The organism is Campylobacter concisus (genome assembly GCF_002913225.1).
GTDB classification, from domain to species: Bacteria; Campylobacterota; Campylobacteria; order Campylobacterales; family Campylobacteraceae; genus Campylobacter_A; species Campylobacter_A concisus_J.
The window spans coordinates 1-17,322 of record NZ_PPAW01000056.1; the positions used below are offsets into that span (position 1 = coordinate 1).

The window sequence follows — 17,322 nt, forward strand, 5'->3', positions numbered from 1 at the left end:
AGTTTAAGATATGCTATTAAACAGCGTTATTATCGTGTGATTAATCAAAAAAGATTAATATTTCATAACGGATAATTAGTAAAAAGAGTAAAATTATCTTAATTAAGTTTAAATTTAAAAATTAGTTTTTTAAGCTTGGGTTAATTAAATGAAACTGAAATTTAAAAATCTAAAATATAATCCAACCTTTAAATTTAAAAGGATTATTGATGGAAATTTTTATAGTCATAGTTTTGTTTATCGCTTCAGGTTTTGCTTTTATGAAATTTGCCCCTGTTTTTGGCGGCAGACCAGATGCCAAGAGCCAAAAGCTGATAGAGGCTTCGCCAAATTTTAACGGCAAAGTTTTTATAAATTTAGAGCCAACGATTGATATGGTAAAGAAAAGTCCGCAAGCATCTATGTTAAATTACGTCCCTCAAGCACTCTTTCCACCAAAAGGCAAGCTACCAAAGCGCCCTTTGTCAAATTTAAAATTTGACGCAAACGCCCTCAAAAATGGCGAGTTTATCTGGCTTGGGCACGTTAGCCTAATCTGCAAGCTTGATGGCAAGATCATCATCACAGACCCCGTTTTGCACCGAGCATTCCCTCTCCCACTTGGCGGCAAGTCCTTTGCCTACGAGCACGCCATCACCGCTAGCGACTACCCAGAGGTGATCGACATCGCCCTCATCTCGCACGATCACTACGACCATCTTGACTATAAAACAATCCTTGAGCTAAAGGATAGGATAGCCAAATTTCTAGTGCCGCTTGGCGTCAAGGCTCACCTCGTAAAATGGGGCGTGGATGAAGGCAAAATTTACGAGTTTGACTGGTTTGGTGATCTAAAAATAGAAAATTTAAACTTCACTTTTTGCCCCTCAAGGCACTTTAGCGGGCGCACATTTAAAAGAAATACCACGCTTTGGGGTGGCTGGGCGGTAGAGGAGGCTGGCTTTAGCTTTTATTTTAGCGGAGATGGCGGATATGGCAAGCATTTTAAGATGATAAATGAGAAATTTGGCGGATTTGATCTAGTTTTCATAGAAAATGGCGCTTACGGCGATGGCTGGCCTTACGTGCACATGAAGCCAGAGGAGTCAGCGCAAGCGCTAAAAGATCTTGGTGCAAGGCTTGGCGTGCCGGTGCATTGGGGTAAATTTGATCTTTCTTATCACGCTTGGGATGAGCCGATCAAGCGTTTTGAAAAGGCTGCGACAAAACTTGAGATAAACTACGCAACGCCGATGATCGGAGAGGTTTTCACCGTACAAAATCCACCTAGAAAAAAGTGGTGGAATGAAATTTAGGAATAAAATTTGCTCTAAATTTTAAAATCCAAAAGGAAGTGCAGATGAAAATTTCTGAAAATTTATCAAATTTAAAAAATGCCATCGACAAGGCAGCAAAAAACGACCTTGATGCGAGCGCAACTGGAAGCTTTTTGCAAAATTTAGAAAAAGCGAATAAAGAGACAGAGAAGATCTACGAGAAGCTTGAAAAAGAGCTAAAGAGCGACGCGCAGATGTTTAAGCAGTTTGACTTCATGCAGATGATGACAAAGCTTCAATACGGCAACCTAAAATCAAGCGAACGCGAAGAGCTGATAAACAAAATGAGCAAGATCGCTAAGGAAATTTAGCCGTTTAGTGTGGCTTTACGTAGAGCTAAATTTGGCTATTTTGCGTAAATTTATGTGGTTTTTTTTGCTGAGCAAATTTGCTAGAAAATGTAAATTTACTCGCTTGCTAGTTATTAATATCCTCACATTTGCCGCATCTTTTGTTAAGCACCTTGTGTTACCTGAATAAATACACAAAATTCTAGCAAATTTTAAAATTTATGAGCGAGCATATCACGGCTCTAAATTTAGTGGCGAGTGGCTATGAGCCCTAAATTTAGTAGCCTGCTAAGGCGAGTGAATAAGATTTTAAAATTTGCCCAAAGATACAAATTTGAGCTAAGCGGCAAGCGAAGCCAAATTTTAGTAGTCAAATTCTTGCGAGCGAGTGAAAGTTTTAAAATTTGCAAAATAGTAAATTTCTATTTTTAAAATCACGGCTTTAAATTTATAGACTCTTTTTTTCAAAAGGAAGACAAGGGGACTTGAATTTCGCTTCGCGGGCTCGCAACTGCAGGGCAGACACGAAGGCCGTCCCCTTATCCTTTTTTTGAAATCCCCTGTCTGCTTGCAGTTGCAAGACGAAGTCGAAGCAAAGACCCCTCGCACGTTAGAGGTGCATGCGATAGCGCTTTGCGTCGCATGCGGTTATAAACTCTAGTGAATTTTAATTTTGCAAACAGTTTTACTTAAATTCATAAATTTTTACCAAGCAAAATACCAAGATAACTTGCGAGCAGGCAAAGGCTAAGGTTTAAAAATATATTTAAAAAGCCTTTTACAAGTTCGCCTTCTAGTAAAAATTTAACGCTATCAAGGCTAAAGCTTGAAAATGTGGTAAAGCCGCCAAGTATGCCAACGACCAAGAAAACCCTCACGCTTTGGCTTAAATTTAGACAATATAAAACGCCGATAATGAAGCTGCCAAGCACATTTACGCCAAGCGTGGCTAGGGGAAAGTGGCTAAATTTTAGCAGCTCCCCAGCTAAAAACCTGCACCCAGCTCCGATAAAGCCTCCAAGCCCAGCAAAAAGCAAATTTACAAGCATTAGTGACAGATGCTTGCAAAGCTAAAACCGCGCTTTGTAAGCTCCTCGATGTCCTTGCTTGCCTTCTCGCCCTTTGCGGTGAGGTAGTCGCCTATCACGATCGCGTCTGCGCCATTTTCAAAGATCTCATACTGCCTCTCACCCAAAATCTTCTCCCTGCCGCCAGCTATCATGACCCTAGTTTCTGGCAGTGCGCTTTTGGTTTCGCGCACGATTTTTAGGGCTTCATCCGCGCTAAGAGGTGGCTGATCAAGCCTTAGTGCGTCACTTTTTATGAAAAAATTTATAGGCGATGAAAACGGCTCAAGCTCCTTTAGGCTCGCCCTAAAGCTCATCCTGTCGGCCTCGCTCTCGCCAACGCCGTAAATGCCGCCAGTGCAAAGCATGAGCCCAGCCCTTTTTGCGTCTAAATTTGTCTGATATCTCTCGTCCCAAGAGTGGGTTGTACAGATTTTTGAGAAAAACTCACGGCTAGTTTCTAGGTTGTGGTTATAGCTAAAAACGCCAGCATTTTTGAGCTCGCAAAGCTGATCGTAAGTCGCCATGCCGTTACATGCGATGAGCATCAAATTTGGTACTTCTTTATGCACGGCTCTTGCTAAAGAGGCGATGTAGTCGGTCTTTTTGTCATTTAGTCTGGCGCCACTTGTGACTAAACAAAAGCCAAGAGCATGGTTTTTATATGCCATTTTGGCCTCGTCCACCACCTGCTGCACGCTTTTTTCTTTAAATTTAGTGATATCAGCGCCAGCTTTGGCACTTTGCGTGCAATAAGCGCAGTCTTCGCCGCAGTTTCCCTGAGTGACGGAGCATATCGCACAAAGCATAATCGTTTTCATTTTTTGTCCTTTTTGGGGAGCATTATAGCTTTGGTAGGTTTAAAATTTAAGTAGAGCGGCTTGTAAATTTACGAAAAACAGGCAAATTTTAAAATTAGAGCTGGCATATCACGGCTCTAAATTTAGTGCTAAACAAAGTGCAGCCTAAATTTATTAGTCTGCTAAGGCGAGCGAGTAAGATTTTAAAATTTACAAATTTGCCTTGTGAAGTAAGATAAGTGTCAAGTAAATTTTAAAATTTCATGAGCGAGTAATTTCGGCTCTGATTTTAGTGGCAAGCTTTGCGAGACCTAAAATCAGTAGTCAACTCTTGCGAGTGAGTGAAATTTTAAAATTTGCCTAAAACCATCAAATTTACCGCAAGTCTGGCACAAACTTAAATTTACAGCATCACTTTTTCTTATAAATTTCCGCCCTTTCTTTTAAAAGCCCTGTTTTTAAATTTGGCAAAGCACTAAGCTCGTCGAAAAGTCCAAAAAGTGCATGTTGTGGCGGCAGGCTGAGGTGAGTTAGGGATTTTAGAGATAAGATGGGCGAGTAGTCCTTGCTCTTTATCCTAGCCACCAAGATCACAAGGCTCGTAAGTCCTGGCATCTGGCGTAAAAACTCTAGGCTATCTATGTGGATAAATTTAGGCGAAAGTCCGTCGCCACTGATCTCTAAGCTCTTTAAATTTTGCAAATTTGAAAACTCAGAGTAGTCGCTTATCTTTTGAAAATTCTCCACGGCTAGGCTTTCAAGCGCGACAAGTTTAGCGACCGGTGCTATGCTTTTTACGTTAGCTCCTGATCCGATAAAAAGGCACTTTAGACTAGAAAGATCAGCCAGCGCGTCGAGGCTCTCATACGAGCCCCATTTTATGTGAAGGCTCTTTAAATTTCTTTGGCAGCACACCGCGTCAAAGAGCTTCTGAGGCATTTTAGTGCAAAAGTTAAGCTCATCAAATGCCTCTTGCTCGCTTCTTAAAAAGTCGCACCACTCATCAAGCACTACTCTTTTTTGCTTGGCGGTTTTATACTGCGGCGTGAAGCTGTCGCCTAGCTGCGTGCAGTTTATCACAAGGCTCTTTTGCCCTTTATACTGGCTAACTTCTACGATAGTTTCAGGCATTTAAAGTCCAAATTTATAAAAGCCAAATTTAGGCTCAAAAGCTCAAATTTGGCCAGAAGTTTTTAGTTTTCAGAAACTAACGTCTTTTTCTTGCACTTTGTGCACTCTATAAATGTGCCTTTTTTTAGCTCTTTTTTGATCATATCGCCGCCGCACTCGTCACATTTTTGCGCGACTGGCTCGTAGTTTGAGATGAAGTCGCATTTTGGATAGTTGGCACATCCATAAAATTTACCGCGTCTGCTAAATCTCTCAACGATCTCGCCGCCACATTTTGGACATGGCACGTCAAGTTTTTTAAGCTCACGTTTTGGCTTAGCTACCGCAGTAGTGCCGGTTTCTGTGCTCTTTTCATTATCTTTTGCAACGTTTCTTGAGTATTTGCATTTTGGGAAATTTGAACAAGCGATAAACTCGCCGTATCTGCCCTTTCTAAGCACTAGCTCGCTTCCGCACTCTGGGCACTTCTCGCCGATCGGAGTGGCTGTTTTTAGGCTTTTTATGCCAGTTTTGCCAGCGCTTATTTTTTCCATAAATGGATAGTAAAAGTCGCTTAGCACCTTTTGCCAGTCAGCCTTGTCAAGTGCGATCTCATCGAGTTTTTCTTCAAGATGTGATGTAAATTCGCTATCGACGATGTTGCTAAAGTGCTCCTCCAAAACGCCTATCATGCTAAATGCGATCTCGTTTGGTATGAGCTGCTTTTTCTCGATCCTTACGTAGTCTCTTGATGTTAGCAGCGAGATGGTCGGTGCGTAGGTGCTTGGGCGGCCGATGCCAAGGCTTTCTAGCTTTTTAACAAGGCCAGCCTCAGAGTACCTAGCTGGTGGCTCGGTGAAGTTTTGCGTGCTTTTTATGCTTTGCAAACTCATCTCATCGCCTTTTTTTAAATTTGGCAAAATTTTATCCTTATCAAGCTCGCCATAAACCTTGTAAAAGCCGTCAAATAGTACCTTTCTGCCACTTATCTTAAACTCGCCTTTTTCGCTTGCGACATAGATGTTTTGCGTTTGGCTCACACATGCGCTCATTTGGCAGGCTAAAAATCTATTGTAGATGAGCGTGTAGAGTTTGAGCGCGTCTTTATCTAAAAATTTAGCTGCGATTTGCGGTGTGAAGTTTAAATTTGTAGGGCGGATCGCTTCGTGGGCTTCTTGTGCGCCTTTTGAGCTTGTCGTGTAGCTTATCGCTTTGGCTGGCAGATACTCTTTGCCGTAGTTTTGCAGGATGTGCTCTCTAGCTGCCGCGACGGCCTCTTTGGCTAAATTTAAGCTGTCTGTTCTCATGTAAGTGATCGCACCCATGAAGCCCTCGTTTGTTTGCACGCCCTCATAGAGGCTTTGCGCGATCATCATCGTCTTTTTCGGACTAAAGCCAAGGCGGTTGCTCGCACTTTGCTGAAGGGTCGAGGTCATAAATGGCGGACTTGGCTGGATCTTTCTATCCTTGCTCTCGATCTCACGGACGCTAAATTTCTCATTTTGTAAATTTTCAATAATGTATTTTGCGCGGTCTGGGTTTTGGATGGTTAGCTTTTCGATCTTTTGATTTTCAAATTTAACTAGCTCAGCGTCTAGGTCTTTTTTAAAAATGGTGTCGATAGTGTAGTATTCAACCGGTTTAAACGCCTGAATTTCACGCTCTCTATCGACTATTATTTTTAGTGCTGCACTTTGCACACGGCCAGCGCTTAGCCCTTTTTGTATCTTTAAATTTAAAAGCGGGCTTAGCTTATAGCCCACGATGCGGTCTAGTAAGCGCCTTGTTTGCTGGGCATTGACGCTATTCATATCGACATGTCTTGGGCTTTTTAGAGCGTTTTGTATGGCGCTTTTGGTGATCTCGTGAAAGACGATGCGAGGCAGGCTGGTTGGCTCCTTGCCGATGGCATTTGCGATGTGAAATGCGATCGCCTCACCCTCTCTATCCTCATCGGTCGCGAGATAAATTTCATCTGCACCCTTAGCAAGCTCTTTTATCTCTTTTACGATGGCGGAGTGATCGCTGCTGATGCGATACTCTGGGGTAAATTTATCATCCTCTATCTTGATGCCAAAGCTCGTTTTTGGCAGGTCTCTGATGTGGCCTTTTGAGGCGATGACGTTATAGCTTTTGTCTAAGAAATTTTTGATAGTCTTTGCTTTTGCGGGAGATTCCACGATGATTAAGCTTTTCATTTATATATAGCCTTTAATTTTTTTGGCGTAATTGTAGCAGAAATAAAATCGATTGAAACCATAAAATCTCTTTAAGTGCTTTTAAATGTAATTACAATATGATTACACAAAAGGAGCAAACGCATGATAACTAATTTAATCCAAATAGGAAATTCTCAAGGCATAAGGCTTCCAAAAGCTGTTATAGAGCAGTTTGGATTTAAAAAAATTTCTCTTGAAATTTTAAAAGATGGCATATTTTTAAGACCAGTAAAACAAAGCAATATAAACGAGTGGGATACTTTAGAGCTTAGAAAACTAGCACAAAGTGAAAAAATAGATAGTGGGTTTGAAGCTACCGACATAAGCGATAAAGAGTGGCAGTGGTGATGAGCAGATATGAAATTTGGTTTATAAGCCTTGATCCAACGATAGGAGCCGAGATACAAAAAACTAGACCTTGTGTAATTGTTTCACCACCTCAACTTGACTATCTACAAACTAGGTTAATTGCACCCATTACCAGCAAAGGTTTTGATGCACCTTATAGGGTAAATTTCAAGTTGCTAGATAAAGAAGCAAAAATACTTTGCGATCAGATAAGATGTGTAAGTGTTGATAGATTTGTTTCAAAAGTTGGCGAGTTAGAGGGCGAACAGGTCGAAGAGTTAAAAGAAATTTTACATCAAATGTTTTTATGATATAAATTTTTTACTTCATCTATAAACTTTTTTAAAAACCGATCGATATAGTTTTCGTGCGACATGAAGTCGTAACTAAAAAATTAAAAGGATTTACAATGAGTTTTCGTATTAACACAAACGTAAACGCACTTAACACACACGCTAACGCAGTTAGCAACAACACTGACCTATCTAAGTCACTAGGTAAACTTAGCTCAGGTCTTCGTATCCAAACAGCTGCAGATGACGCTTCAGGTCTATCTATCGCAGATAGCTTAAGAAGCCAAGCTTCAGCTCTAGGTCAAGCTATTGCAAATGGTAATGATGCTATTGGTATCATTCAAGTTGCCGACAAAGCTATGGACGAGCAGTTAAAAGTTCTTGACACTATCAAAGCTAAAGCTACTCAATCAGCTCAAGACGGCCAAACAACTCAATCACGCCAAGCGTTGCAAGCTGATATCGTTCGTCTAATGGAAGAGCTTGACAATATCGGCAACACTACTTCATTTAACGGTCAGCAACTACTAAACGGAACATTCTCTAATAAAGAGTTCCAAATAGGTGCTTACTCAAACCAAACTGTTAAAGCAAGTATTGGTGCGACTACATCTGATAAGATCGGTCTTACACGTTTTGAGAGTTCAAAACTACTTACAGTTGGTGCAGCTGGTGCAGTTAGTATCACATTCCTTAACGTAGATGGTGTAAATAACGTAAAAGCTCAAGCTGCTACTCTCTCGTTTGGTCTTGGTAAAGGTGTAGGCGCTCTAGCAGAGAACATCAACAAAGTTGCAAAAGAAACTGGCGTTCGTGCTACTTATGATGTTACTTGGGTAGGAAACAAAGCTATCGCTGCTGGCGAGATGAAAGATTTAGAGATAAATGGCGTTAAAATAGGCGACATTAGCATTAAAGCAAATGACGAAAATGGCGCACTTATAAATGCTATCAATGCTGTTAAAGACCAAACTGGCGTAACAGCTTCACTTGACAAAGGCAAGCTAGTGCTTACATCAGTAGATGGTCGCGCTATACAAGCTAAATCAACAGCAGATGCAGCAACAGCTGCAAACAATATGTCTGCTATCTTTGGTTATGCTGCCGAAGGTAAAGATGCGGTATCATTTGGAACAGCACTATCTACTATGTTTATCGGAAGACTAAACCTAGTAAAACTTGATGGACGTGACATTAAGATGGATACTGGCAACATCGGTAGTAAATTATCAGTGGCTTTTAGTGCTACTAAAACTGGTAGTAACGGTGGCGCTCAAGCATCTGTTTCTTTGCGTGAGATCAAAGGTCAGATAGATAAAACTCTAGCTGCTGCTATGGGCTTTACAAGGATGAACAATAGTGGTGCTATGACATCTAACCAAAGTGCTGGTGTTATGACACTTCGCGGTGCGATGGCTGTTATGAGTATCGCTGAGTCAGCTCAAAAAACACTTGACCAAATTCGTTCAGACCTTGGTTCAGTTCAAAACCAACTTCAAGCTACAGTTAATAACATAACTGTAACTCAAGTTAACGTAAAATCAGCAGAATCACAAATCAGAGACGTTGACTTTGCTAGCGAGTCTGCTAACTTCTCAAAACATAACATCCTAGCTCAATCAGGTGCTTATGCTATGAGTCAAGCAAACAGCGTACAGCAAAACGTAATGAAGCTACTACAATAACGTAGCTAGTTAAATTAAGTTTTAAATAGGGCTTTGTTGCAGTAGCAAAGCCTTAATGTGTTAATGCTTTTACAATACGCAAACCCCCAAGCCTCAAAGCCTAGCTTTGGGGCTTTTTAAATTTATAAGCAATAAAATCAATATGTAAAATAGTGTTTTGAATAAAAGCCTTCAAAGATAGAAAAACTTTAAAGGCTTTTTATAAAAATTACTTTGGACTGGGTTTAATGGATGACTAAAAGCCCAGCCTATATCAGGCCAAGCTTTTTAACTTCTTTAAGTAAATTTTTACTAGCTTTCTTTGTAGTTTGTATCTCAGCATCTAAGCCACCAGCTAGAGAGAATATCCAATACTTATGCATCTCGACCCACTCTGCTAGCTTATTTACCTTTTGCATAGCCGTATCACTAGACTCAACTGAAATTTTAGCAAGCTCAAGCTCTTGGTAATATACAGAGATCGACAAGATGTATTCGATATATCGTCTATATTGTTGTCTTCCTACGAAATTTTTGATCTTGTCTATCTTTTTAGTTATAGATAATAGTTTCTTGAAATGCTTCTCGCTAAGCTCGCCTCTATCTCTTATCTCTATCATTTTGTCTATATCTGGAGTAACTTCTAAAAAGACCTCTTCAAGCTTTTGTTTTACCTCTTCTTCAAATTTGATCTTAGCTTGTATAAATTTATAAGCCTGCAAAAGCTCTTTTTTTATAGTCTTTTGGCTAGGCAAACTGATATGAGGTAAATTTATTATATCTTTGCCACGAGTGAGCTCCTCCATGACCTGTATAAAAGGCTTTTCAATGGTGCCTTTTATCATAGCGCCACCTTCTGTACAGTTATAGTTTTTTATACCCTTTTTGTTTGTTGACTCGATGTCTGATTCATATTGGTTTTTAAATTTATCCCAAACATAAGTCGTCCTAACCTCACCCACTCCGCCATAAGCTGTAGTGTATAAATTTTCATCCGCTTGGGCAAACGCATGGCCTGTTGCGTGGCTTTTACCATCTGGTGCAAAGGCTAGGTCTTGACCTACCAAGACTATATTTTTATGACCTAGCGTATAGGCTAGTTGATAGGCCTGATTTGCCGTGCTAAGTCCTATGCCAAGATAGCCGTGTTTGTTTAAACCCATAGCGCGTTCAGCCTGTGGGCGAAATGTAAGAACTAGGCGTCTTGGCAAAATATTTTTTACACTTTGAGGATGTGTTAGCGATGCTACGATAAAGTATGCATCTTTATCTAAATTTCCATTTCTCTTTTTAAAAAAGCTCGATGTTTCTATAACTCTTTCTATAGACGTAACATAGTCTGGCTTTATTCCGTGCTTTGCAAGTATCGGCAAAGAGGCATCTAGGCTGATAACAGTAACATAAGGGGCAAATTTCTTAAGTGTGTCAAGCTGTTTGTCTAAACTCGGCCCAGTAGCTACTATAACAGCCGTATCCATAAGACCTTTTCGTTTTTTTATAAGGTCTTGGTAGACATAGCCCTTTATAAGTTGAGGCAGGTTTTCGGTATTATTTCTCACACCTTGAAGTAGGTCATCTACACTATTTCCATGTGACGTAACAACCTGCGAAATAGCTCTTACAAAAAATTGATTAATTCTATTGTAGTCATCTGCAAATTTATCATAAAAAGGTGTGTGAATATGAAAGTTATATGTCTTAGCATAGACTGAATAAACTTGACCTATCATGAGCTGATAAATTTGCGAATAGGTTGTTAGCTCTGAATAAAATATGATAAGTCTTTCGCTAAGTAACTCTTTTGATAGGTCAATCAAATTTAACGTGATATAAAGTATCTCAAGCTCTGGTTCGACGACTATTATATGTTGGTGAGTTTCATTGTGAAGCAAAGCTTTGTAAAATACGCCGTTGCCAAGTCCATAGAAAAACATCACTGGATAGCGCTTACACTCGGCACCAAGCCCTTCAAGCATATTTTGTATATCGAAAGCTGGCTTTTCATAAAGATAAGATAGAGTTTTTTTGTCTATTATGTTTATATCGATCGGATCTTTGCCGATAAATACTTCATAGTTTTTTTGCTCCCCCAAAGAAAAAAGCCTAGTAGCCAAAATCTCATCTTGAGAAAATAGCGCATTTAGGTTATTTCTAAAAACAGCATTTTCTATTTTATTGACAGTTTGGGCGTATTCTTTTGCCCTCTCTTCACTTTTTTCTTGTGGTGCAACGACACCATCATGAAATTTAATAGCCATTTTTTCTCCTTATAGATCCTCTGTTATTAATCTCTCGCTAAATTTTATATCTCTTTTTGCTTTTTTACCGATCAGCTCTTTTAAAAATTTAGGATGCAGGCCATATCCTGGACGCACACTCCTTATATTTTGTTCGTTAAAAATTTCACCTTTTTTTATATCTGCACTTGCATAAAGCGAGCGTGAAAATCTCCTGTTTAAAACCGCTTTTTCATCTAGCTCGTAGTTTATTTTGCCTAAAAGCTCTTCAGTCTCTCTAACACACTTTGTCATAAGAGCAAATTCGCTCTCATCAAGGCTAAATGCGCTATCAACGCTTTTTACGTTTTTATCAAGTATAAAGTGCTTTTCAATTATCCTGGCGCCCAAACTAACCGCAACAACTGGGGCTGTCACGCCCAAAGTGTGATCTGAAAAGCCCACTTCAACGCCAAATTTCTCTCTCATATCGGCAATAGTTTGTAAATTCATGCCATTTAGCGGTGCTGGATAGCTTGAGGTGCATTTTAAAAGGGCGATATCGCTATTGCCTGTATTTTTGCAAATTTGCACTACCTCTCTTATCTCTTCTTCGTAGGCTATGCCAGTTGAGATGATGATGGGCCTACCTTTTTTGGCCACAAACTCTACAAAATCATAGTCCGTCACTTCAAAGCTTGCGATCTTATAAGCTGGCGGGTTAAACTGCTCTAAAAAGTTGGCATCATCCTTGCAAAATGGACTTGAAAAGCAGACAAGCCCCTCCTCTTTTGCCACTTGAAAAAGCTCAGCATGCCACTCTCTTGGCGTTAGCGCCTCTTGGTAAAGCTCGTAAAAATTTCGCCCGTCCCAAAGTCCGCCCTTTATGACAAAGTCGTCTAGGTGCGAATTTAGAGTCAAACTATCAGGCGTATATGTCTGAAGCTTTATCGCGTCAGCTCCAGCGCGCTTAGCCGCCTTTATCGTATCTACCGCCGTTTTTAGGCTACCGCTGTGATTAGCAGAGAGCTCTGCTATTATAAAGACTTTTTTGTCTGTATCAAAATTTCCTATTTTCATCCGCTAGTCCGTTTCATTTTTAAGCTCAAGATAGCTAAATTCGTCATCTTTTGCGTAGATCCTAAAGCCAAAATTTTCATAAAGTGCGAGCGCTTTTTCGTTGTTATTATAAGCTTTTGCCTTTAATCTGCCAACTTTTAATGTAAAAAAAGCGTAGTCTTTTATGAGATCAAGCAGCTTTTTGCCCACACCTTTTAGCTCTGGGTTTTTATAAACGCCAAATTCGCAACTCTCTTTCGTGATATCAACAAAGCTCACCACTCCGATAAATTCACCCTCGTCTTTTACTAAAAAGTAGATCTTATCTTGAATGCTCTTTAATCTCTCTAAAAAAGCAAAATGCTCCTCTTTGCCAACGCTTTTGTTTTTCATAAATTTGGCTATACGCTCGTCGTTTCGCCACTTTAAGACCATCAGTTTTTGCTCGCCACTAAGCGATGTAAAATTTATAAGCTCAAGCAAATTTCATCTCCCCAATAAGCTTCATATCCATTTTCTTTTAGCCAAGCAAAGATCTCTTTTTGATTATCAGCTACGCAAATGGCTTTAAATTTAGCTCCTAAAACATAAGCTTCATTTACAAGCGAGCTTGCTGTTATGATGAGCATTTTGGCTTCGTTCATGAGCTTTGCTACATTTTTACTATCTACAAAAAGGCTAAAATTTTCGTTTTTACTAGATATCTCTTTTAGAACGCTTAAGTTTTTATTTCCGCTAGTTGTTATGACGGCTGTTTTTAGCTTTTTAAGAAGCAGTTTTTCTGAAATTTTAGCACTTAGTCCTGAGATATCAGTGCCTCCAAGAATGATAGCGTAGTCGTAAATTTTCTCCCTTTTTACCTGCGCTTCTTCATAAAACTCATCTCTAACTAGCAAAAACTCACTCCCGCAAAATACCTCACAGCCTTTTTCTACCAGCCCCTCATATCTTGCCTTTTGCGCATACAAATTTACATTTAAAATGTAGTCTGTAAAATGTTTCTCGTAAGTGTCGTCAAATGATAAAATTTTAACGCCAGTTTTTTCTTTTATAGCTCTTTCATCTTCAAAGCTAAAGCCGTAGTGGTCGATGATAAGAAGCTCAAATTTATTATCTTTGATAAGCTCGCAAAGTTCATCTGTCTCGCCACTTCTTAGGCTAAATTTAGGGTAGTTTATCTCATCAAAAATGTCACCTTCAAGCCTTAAAGATGCAAATGAGATGTTATTAAATTTTTTAGCAAGCAAAAGGTCTCGCCTGATGTGCCCATGCCCTATCTTGCTGCTACTATCAGCGCGCACGAGCGTTTTTAGCAAGGGGAGTCCTTTAAATCCTTTCAATCAAATCTTTCCATTATTTATTAAATAAAGCTTTTTAGCAAACTCAAAATCCTCTAGTGTATCGATGTCGCAGACTAAATTTCTTGGCAGCAAATACGCCTTTGAGTGTGGCGCAAAGATAGCACTGCATTCCAGCCAAGCCTCTTTTTTGCCAAAATAAAATGCCCCAGCGTCATGAAACGCAGGCTCAAGATCTTGCGAGCGTGTCTTTTCAAACTGCGGGTAAAACATGCTAACTCTAGCGTTTTCGTCAAGTTTTATCGCCCTTTGTATAGGAAAATCAAATGCAGTCGCTGAAAATAAAAATTTACACTCCTGCTTTTTAAACTCTCCTGCGGCCTCTTTTAAAATTTCAGCCGTTATTAGCGGTGCTGTGGCATAAAGGCAGCAGACGTCAAAGTCAGAATTTACGCGTCCTATCGCGTCTTTTATCACGTCAGTGCTTGTCGCGTAGTCATCGCTTAGACTCGCATCTCTAGAAAATGGCACGCTAGCTCCAAATTCTCTAGCCACATTTGCGATCATTTCATCATCGGTGCTTACGATCACTTCGTTAAAAACTTTAGAATTTAGCGCAGCCTCAATGCTATATGCGATTAAAGGCTTGCCTAAAAAGTCTTTTATGTTTTTGCCAGGTATTCTCTTACTGCCGCCTCTTGCTGGGATGATGCAGATCATTTTTACTCGCTAAAGCTTTTTAGCACGTCAAAAAGCGTACTTGCAACAAATTTAGCATCATCTACGCTCATTCCGTGATGGCAAGGGATGCTAAGCTCGGAGCTATAAAATTTCTCCGCATTTGGCAGTGAAATTTCGCCAAGTAGTGCTTTATAAAAGCTAAATTTATATGTTGGCTTATAATGCACCTGCACGCCAACGCCCTTTTGCAAGAGTGCTTCAAAAATTTGCTCTTTTTTATCCCAAAATTTCTCATCCAAAAGCACTGGATATAGGTGCCTTGAGCTAGTTGTATTTGCTGGAATTTTTATGATTTTAAAGTATTCACACTCACTAAATTTCTCATCATAAAATTTAGCTATCTCGTTTCTTTTAGCGATAAAGCCGTCCAGTCTTTTTAGCTGGCTAAGCCCCAAAGCGCAGGCCACGTCTGTTATCCTGTAGTTATATCCAAGCAGGCTCATGTCGCTATCCCAAAGCTTTGTTTTAGCGATACCGTGGCTTCTATAAAGCCTTGCTAGCCTTGCAAGCTCATCGTCGTTTGTAGCAAGCGCGCCGCCCTCAAGCGTGGTGATAGGCTTTACAGGGTGAAAGCTAAATATGCTAATATCAGCCTTAACGCCCACTTTGACGCCGTTTTGCACGCTACCAAGGGCGTGAGAGGCGTCGTCTATCACTTTTATACCGTGTTTTTTGGCTAAATTTATGATCTTATCTAGCTCCACTGGATTACCGCCGTAATCAACCGCAGTTATCACCTTTGTTTTTGGAGTGATTAGAGCTGGGATTTTCTCTTCATCGATGTTGCCATTTGCTTTTACGTCGCAAAATTTGACCTGCGCTCCAGCCATCAAAGCTGCATTTGCAGTGGCTGCAAAGGTGATAGGCGTCGTAATCACTTCATCGCCCTCCTTGACGCCAAGGCTAAGATATGCTACGTGCAGGGCCGAAGTGGCTGAGTTCATGGCGATCACGTGCTTTACACCAATATACTTTGCCAGCTCCTCTTCAAAGCTACTAACCTTTTGACCACCTGTTAAGATGTCGTCTCTTAGCGCGTCCGCTACTACTTTGATATCTTCTTCTGTGATCTGCTGGCGGCTGTAAGGTATCATTTAGCATCTCCTATCATCTCAAGAAGACCCGCTCTATCGAGCCAAATTTTATTTGTATTTGAGCTATATTCAAAGTCCTCACTCACTGGTTTGCCCTTTTGATGAAGAGCATTTGTCGAGAAGTCCTGCGCTGTTAAAAACTGAATAGACGGGCTTATCACGTAATAATCATCAAATTCATAAGTTAAATGCGCGTCATCTCTTGATATCATCATCTCATGCATCTTTTCTCCTGGGCGAATACCTATGATCTTGACGCCAAGGTCTGGTGCAAGGGCTTTTGCGAGATCGACCATCGTCATTGACGGGATCTTTGGTATGAAAATTTCACCGCCTTTCATCCTCTCAAAGTTTTTAAGGACGAAATTTACGCCTTGCTCAAGTGTGATCCAAAACCTAGTCATCTTCTCATGCGTGATAGGAAGCTCTTTTTCTCCTTGCGCGATCAGCTTTTTAAAAAGCGGCACGACTGAGCCACGTGAACCAACGACGTTTCCATATCTTACGACGCTAAATCTCGTCTTTTTCTCGCCAACAATGTTGTTTGCAGCGATAAAGAGCTTATCGCTGGCTAGCTTTGTAGCTCCATATAAATTTACAGGGTTGCATGCTTTGTCAGTTGAGAGCGCGATCACTTTGCTAACGCCACACTCCAAAGAGGCATCGATGACGTTTTGAGCGCCGTCAATGTTTGTTTTGATGCACTCCATTGGGTTGTATTCGGCGATTGGCACGTGTTTCATCGCAGCTGCGTGGATGACATAGTCTATGCCGTTCATCGCAGTTCTTAAGCGCTTATAGTCCCTCACATCACCAATGAAAAAACGCATAGCCTTGTCTTTAAACATTTGGGCCATTTCGTATTGCTTTAGCTCGTCGCGTGAGTAGATAACTAGCCTTTTTGGCTTATATTTTTTTAACAAAATTTCGGTGTATTTTTTACCAAAACTTCCCGTTCCACCGGTGATCAATATCGATTTGTTGTTAAACATTTTGCACCTTTTTGCTAGTCATTTTTTGATTTATAAATGGCTAATTTGAATTATTTTTTATAAATTTTTAAGCAAAAGCCGTGCCAAATTTAAAATTTGTTTATCAAAGCTCTGCTCTTTCTAGCTTCTATTTCGTCAAAATTTCGTTATTGTTTAGGGTTTTTATAAAAAGTGGTCGATAAATTTAGCCTTTGCAAAGTCGCAAAGGCATGAAAATTATTTCAAAATTCTAGGCAGCGTGATGCCTTCTTGAGCTTGGTATTTGCCGTTTTTATCAGCATAAGTCACCTCGCAAGGCTCATCACCCTCGATAAATAACACCTGCGCAATGCCCTCATTTGCGTAAATTTTAGCCGGTAGCGGCGTCGTATTTGATATCTCGATCGTGATATGCCCCTTAAATCCGGGCTCAAAAGGCGTAACGTTTACGATGATGCCGCACCTTGCGTATGTGCTCTTGCCAAGGCAGATCGCTAGCACATTATCAGGCATGTTAAAGTACTCGACCGTGCGTGCCAAAGCAAAAGAATTTGGCGGCACTATGCAGACATCACCCTTAAAATCAACCACATTTTTCTCATCAAAATTCTTTGGGTCAACGACGGTTCCGCCGATGTTTGTGAAAATTTTAAACTCATCACCCACGCGGATATCATAGCCGTAGCTAGAAACGCCGTAGCTAACGACGCCACGCCCCACTTGCTCCTCGGCAAATGGCACGATCATGTTCTTTTCAACCGACATTTTCCTTATCCAAGAGTCTGCTTTTAAACCCATTTTTTCTCCTTTTTTGGGCGATTATAACGCTTTGCATC

The 17,322-nt window shown here is 40.4% G+C and carries 17 protein-coding genes; 5 read left to right on the plus strand and 12 right to left on the minus strand.

The features are described from left to right. Positions 1–209: 209 nt before the first annotated feature. Together CYP26_RS08505 and CYP26_RS08510 are read left to right on the plus strand one after the other, a co-directional pair. Positions 210–1,295, plus strand: coding sequence for an MBL fold metallo-hydrolase (locus tag CYP26_RS08505; protein WP_103631085.1), 1,086 nt, complete (start codon positions 210–212; stop codon positions 1,293–1,295). Positions 1,296–1,339: 44 nt separating this feature from the next. Further along, positions 1,340–1,627: a hypothetical protein gene (locus CYP26_RS08510; RefSeq protein ID WP_087581727.1), complete on the plus strand. Its 288-nt coding sequence runs from the start codon at positions 1,340–1,342 to the stop codon at positions 1,625–1,627. Between the two features lie 674 nt (positions 1,628–2,301). Here the strand turns inward: CYP26_RS08510 and crcB are convergent. The 4 genes from crcB to topA form a co-directional block, all read right to left on the minus strand. After that, positions 2,302–2,655 (minus strand): fluoride efflux transporter CrcB, encoded by a 354-nt coding sequence (gene crcB, locus CYP26_RS08515; protein WP_103631086.1) that lies wholly within the window; start codon positions 2,653–2,655, stop codon positions 2,302–2,304. Next, positions 2,655–3,494 (minus strand): biotin synthase, encoded by an 840-nt coding sequence (locus CYP26_RS08520; RefSeq protein ID WP_103631087.1) that lies wholly within the window; start codon positions 3,492–3,494, stop codon positions 2,655–2,657. The genes crcB and CYP26_RS08520 overlap by 1 nt, the downstream gene beginning before the upstream one ends. 390 nt (positions 3,495–3,884) lie before the next feature. After that, positions 3,885–4,604, minus strand: coding sequence for a hypothetical protein (locus CYP26_RS08525; protein WP_103631088.1), 720 nt, complete (start codon positions 4,602–4,604; stop codon positions 3,885–3,887). Positions 4,605–4,666: 62 nt separating this feature from the next. Continuing rightward, positions 4,667–6,781, minus strand: coding sequence for a type I DNA topoisomerase (gene topA, locus CYP26_RS08530; RefSeq protein ID WP_103631089.1), 2,115 nt, complete (start codon positions 6,779–6,781; stop codon positions 4,667–4,669). Between the two features lie 123 nt (positions 6,782–6,904). Here topA and CYP26_RS08535 point away from each other — a divergent pair, with 123 nt between their 5' ends. The 3 genes from CYP26_RS08535 (at position 6,905) to CYP26_RS08545 (ending at position 9,128) form a co-directional block, all read left to right on the plus strand. Beyond that, entirely contained in the window at positions 6,905–7,150 is a 246-nt protein-coding gene (locus CYP26_RS08535) for an AbrB/MazE/SpoVT family DNA-binding domain-containing protein (protein WP_103631090.1), read from the plus strand. After that, complete coding sequence (locus tag CYP26_RS08540; protein WP_103598657.1) at positions 7,150–7,461, plus strand: type II toxin-antitoxin system PemK/MazF family toxin; 312 nt, start codon at positions 7,150–7,152, stop codon at positions 7,459–7,461. Before CYP26_RS08535 ends, CYP26_RS08540 begins: the two co-directional genes overlap by 1 nt. 98 nt (positions 7,462–7,559) lie before the next feature. Further along, a complete protein-coding gene (locus tag CYP26_RS08545) occupies positions 7,560–9,128 on the plus strand; it encodes a flagellin B (RefSeq protein WP_103631091.1) in 1,569 nt (522 codons plus the stop codon). 248 nt (positions 9,129–9,376) lie between these two features. Here the strand turns inward: CYP26_RS08545 and CYP26_RS08550 are convergent, their stop codons facing one another. The 8 genes from CYP26_RS08550 to dcd form a co-directional block, all read right to left on the minus strand. Continuing rightward, positions 9,377–11,365, minus strand: a complete 1,989-nt coding sequence (locus CYP26_RS08550; protein WP_103631092.1) for a motility associated factor glycosyltransferase family protein — start codon at positions 11,363–11,365, stop codon at positions 9,377–9,379. A 9-nt stretch (positions 11,366–11,374) separates the two neighbouring features. Further along, positions 11,375–12,403: a pseudaminic acid synthase gene (pseI, locus tag CYP26_RS08555; protein ID WP_103631093.1), complete on the minus strand. Its 1,029-nt coding sequence runs from the start codon at positions 12,401–12,403 to the stop codon at positions 11,375–11,377. A 3-nt stretch (positions 12,404–12,406) separates the two neighbouring features. Continuing rightward, positions 12,407–12,865, minus strand: coding sequence for a UDP-4-amino-4,6-dideoxy-N-acetyl-beta-L-altrosamine N-acetyltransferase (pseH, locus tag CYP26_RS08560; protein WP_103631094.1), 459 nt, complete (start codon positions 12,863–12,865; stop codon positions 12,407–12,409). After that, complete coding sequence (pseG, locus tag CYP26_RS08565; RefSeq protein WP_103631095.1) at positions 12,850–13,722, minus strand: UDP-2,4-diacetamido-2,4,6-trideoxy-beta-L-altropyranose hydrolase; 873 nt, start codon at positions 13,720–13,722, stop codon at positions 12,850–12,852. The genes pseH and pseG overlap by 16 nt, the downstream gene beginning before the upstream one ends. Next, the gene (gene pseF / locus CYP26_RS08570; RefSeq protein ID WP_103631096.1) at positions 13,723–14,400 is read right to left on the minus strand and encodes a pseudaminic acid cytidylyltransferase; all 678 of its coding nucleotides are present in this window, start codon (positions 14,398–14,400) and stop codon (positions 13,723–13,725) included. A 2-nt stretch (positions 14,401–14,402) separates the two neighbouring features. Continuing rightward, positions 14,403–15,515, minus strand: a complete 1,113-nt coding sequence (gene pseC, locus CYP26_RS08575) for a UDP-4-amino-4,6-dideoxy-N-acetyl-beta-L-altrosamine transaminase (RefSeq protein ID WP_103631097.1) — start codon at positions 15,513–15,515, stop codon at positions 14,403–14,405. Then, positions 15,512–16,507, minus strand: coding sequence for a UDP-N-acetylglucosamine 4,6-dehydratase (inverting) (gene pseB, locus CYP26_RS08580; RefSeq protein ID WP_103631098.1), 996 nt, complete (start codon positions 16,505–16,507; stop codon positions 15,512–15,514). The genes pseC and pseB overlap by 4 nt, the downstream gene beginning before the upstream one ends. A gap of 216 nt (positions 16,508–16,723) precedes the next feature. Beyond that, positions 16,724–17,284 (minus strand): dCTP deaminase, encoded by a 561-nt coding sequence (dcd, locus tag CYP26_RS08585; RefSeq protein ID WP_103631099.1) that lies wholly within the window; start codon positions 17,282–17,284, stop codon positions 16,724–16,726. Between the last annotated feature and the right edge of the window lie 38 nt (positions 17,285–17,322).